At 70.3% G+C, this 2,844-nt stretch carries 4 protein-coding genes; all 4 read left to right on the top strand.

Going from position 1 to position 2,844, the window contains the following annotated elements:
- Window positions 1-105: 105 nt before the first annotated feature.
- Complete coding sequence (cysQ, locus tag WBA11_RS10850; protein ID WP_424520706.1) at window positions 106-927, top strand: 3'(2'),5'-bisphosphate nucleotidase CysQ; 822 nt, start codon at window positions 106-108, stop codon at window positions 925-927.
- Entirely contained in the window at window positions 924-1,478 is a 555-nt protein-coding gene (gene rfbC, locus WBA11_RS10845) for a dTDP-4-dehydrorhamnose 3,5-epimerase (protein ID WP_424520705.1), read from the top strand. Before cysQ ends, rfbC begins: the two co-directional genes overlap by 4 nt.
- Window positions 1,475-2,344: a dTDP-4-dehydrorhamnose reductase gene (rfbD, locus tag WBA11_RS10840; RefSeq protein WP_424520704.1), complete on the top strand. Its 870-nt coding sequence runs from the start codon at window positions 1,475-1,477 to the stop codon at window positions 2,342-2,344. The genes rfbC and rfbD overlap by 4 nt, the downstream gene beginning before the upstream one ends.
- 89 nt (window positions 2,345-2,433) lie before the next feature.
- Window positions 2,434-2,844, top strand: a 411-nt coding sequence (locus WBA11_RS10835) for a beta-ketoacyl synthase N-terminal-like domain-containing protein (RefSeq protein ID WP_424520703.1), incomplete at its 3' end; no start/stop codon positions are given.

The raw sequence follows: 2,844 nt of genomic DNA, 5'->3' as shown, positions 1-2,844 counted from the left end.
GCCTAGCCGCAGGCGCCGGACGGAGTCTGGTCCTCGAGGTCGGACCGCTTTTTCGCGTCCCGTCCTCGAGGCCGGCGCGATGTTGCCGGGACCCACCGTCGACCTATGCCCGACCTCCTCCCGTTCGCCCTCGAGGCCGCTCGCGCCGGCGGCGACGCCATCCTCGAGTTCTACGGCCAGCCGCTCACCGTCGACCACAAGGCCGACGACTCGCCGCTGACCCAGGCCGACCTCGCCGCTCACCGGACGATCTCGTCGGTCCTCGAGGGGTCCGGCATCCCCATCCTGTCGGAGGAGTCGCCCGAGTCTGACCTCGAGGGCCGCGCGTCGTGGTCCCGGTTCTGGTGTGTCGATCCGCTCGACGGCACCAAGGAGTTCGTCAAGGGATCGGCGGTGCCGCCGGTCACGTCCGGCGAGTTCACGGTCAACATCGCGCTCGTCGAGGACGGCCGGCCGACGCTGGGCGTGGTCCACGTTCCGGTCCACGGCGTGACGTACTCCGCGGCCGACGGGCAGGCGTGGAAGCAGATGGGCGACAACGAGCCGATGCCGATCTCGACGCGCGCGGCCTCGAACGCGCTGACCGTGGTCGCGAGCCGGGACCATGCGGGGCCAGAGATCGCGGCCATCCTCACGCGCATCGAGGCCGGGGGGCGGTCTGTCGAGTCGACCTCGATGGGGTCGTCGCTCAAGTTCTGCTTGGTCGCCGAGGGCGCCGCTGACTTCTACCCGCGCACGGTCCCCACGTTCGAGTGGGACACCGCCGCGGCCCAGGCCGTCCTCGAGGCCGCGGGCGGCGGTGTGTCGGCGAGGGACGGGTCGGTGCTGGGCTACAACAAGTCCGACTTGCGCAACCCGTCGGTGTTCGCCTGGGGCGACCCCGCCCTCGAGTGGGCGTCCTGGGTCCCGAGCCGGGCCGCACCGTGACCGTCCTCGAGACGTCCCTCCCCGACGCACTCGTGATCGAGCCCCGTGTGTTCGGCGACGAGCGCGGGTTCTTCCTCGAGCGCTACCACGCCGATCGCTACGCGGCCGCCGGCATCCCAGCGACGTTCGTCCAGGACAACCACAGCCGGAGTCCCCGCGGCATCCTGCGTGGCCTGCACTTCCAGAAGGAGCACCCGCAGGGCAAGCTCGTCGAGGTCGCCCGGGGCCAAATCTGGGACGTGATCGTCGATGTTCGGCTGGGGTCGCCCGCGTTCGGCCAGTGGGAAGGAGTCGAACTGTCCGAGGACAACCACCGCCAGCTCTGGGTGCCGCCCGGGTTTGCCCACGGCTTCTGCGTGACCTCGGATGTGGCGGACGTCTTCTACAAGTGCACCGACGTCTACCGCCCTGATGACGAGGGAGGCATCGCGTGGGACGACCCAGACCTCGGCATCGAGTGGCCCGTCGCGGACCCCGTTCTCTCGGCCAAGGACCAGACGTATCCACGTCTCCAGGACCTCGAGGCCGCCGACTTGCCCCAGGTCTCGTGAGGGTCTTGGTCACCGGAGCGGGCGGGCAGGTCGGCCGCGAACTCGTCCGGCTGGGTTCCGAGAGCGCCCTCGAGGTCGTCGGCCTCCTGCAGGCCGACCTCGACATCACCGACCTCGACGCGGTCCGCCGCGCCCTCGAGGACGAGCACCTGGACGCCGTCGTCAACGCGGCGGCCTACACCGCGGTCGACCGCGCCGAGTCCGACCTCGAGGCCGCGACGGCGGTCAACGTCGAGGGCGCGCGGAACGTCGCCCGAGCGTCGGCAGATTGTGACGTGCCGCTCGTCCACATCTCGACAGACTACGTGTTCGACGGGACGCAGAGCCCGTACGCCCCGTCCGATCCCGTCGCTCCGCTCGGGGTCTACGGAGCGACCAAGGCTCAGGGCGAGGCCGCCGTCCTCGAGGTCGCGTCGCGAAGCGTCGTGCTGCGGACGGCCTGGGTGTTCAGTCCCTACGACGGCAACTTCGTGACCACGATGCTGCGCCTTGCCGGCGAGCGCGACCGACTCCGCGTCGTCGCCGATCAGTGGGGCCACCCGACCTCCGCCGCCGACGTCGCGCGCGCCGCCCTCGAGGCCGCGACACGGTCGGATCTGCCTCCCGTTCTTCACGTCGCAGGGAGCCCGCTCGCGACGTGGCGTGACCTGGCGACGGAGACCGTCCGCTTGGGCGCCGAGGCCGGCATCGTCCCGCTCGTGCCCGTCGACCCGATCGCCACGTCTGAGTATCCGACACCGGCCTCGAGGCCGGTCCGCGTCGAGCTTGAGACGGAGGAGTCGTTGAGGGCCCTCGGCATCGAGGCGATCGACTGGCGAGAATCTCTACGCGACGTGATTCAGCGACGGGCGGACGGCGTTCGGTAAGCCCTCCATTTCACCGACCGTCAACCCCTCGAGGACGCGGCTCGGATAGCTTGGATGGAACCGCTTCCGATTCTCTCATCTCTCTCGCTATGGCCTCCGTCATTCTTTCCGCTGCTCGCACTCCCGTCGGCTCGTTCGGTGGCGCCTTGTCCACCGTTTCGGCACCCGCTCTCGGGTCGGCGGCCATCACCGGCGCCCTCGAGCGCGCGTCCGTCGAGGGCGACCACGTCGATGAGGTCATCCTCGGTAACGTCGTGACGGCAGGGGAGGGGCAGGCGCCCGCCCGCCAAGCCGCGCTCGGCGCCGGGCTACCGCAGTCGGTCGCGTGCATGACCATCAACAAGGTCTGCGGCAGCGGCATGAAGGCCGTCATGCTGGCCGACCAGGCGATCCGCGCCGGCGACGCCCAGGTCGTGGTCGCAGGTGGCATGGAGAACATGTCGCAGGCCCCGTTCTACCTGCCGAAGGCCCGCTACGGCTACGGCTACGGAAACGGCGAG

This window comes from Rubrivirga sp. (assembly GCF_049648075.1).
Classification (GTDB): Bacteria; Bacteroidota; Rhodothermia; order Rhodothermales; family Rubricoccaceae; genus Rubrivirga.
This window is presented reverse-complemented; position numbering and strand designations above follow the sequence as displayed.

What these genes read in the sequence shown, in the direction of transcription:
- cysQ (WP_424520706.1), top strand. Translation starts at nt 106, where the DNA reads ATGCCCGACCTCCTCCCGTTCGCCCTCGAGGCCGCTCGCGCCGGCGGC.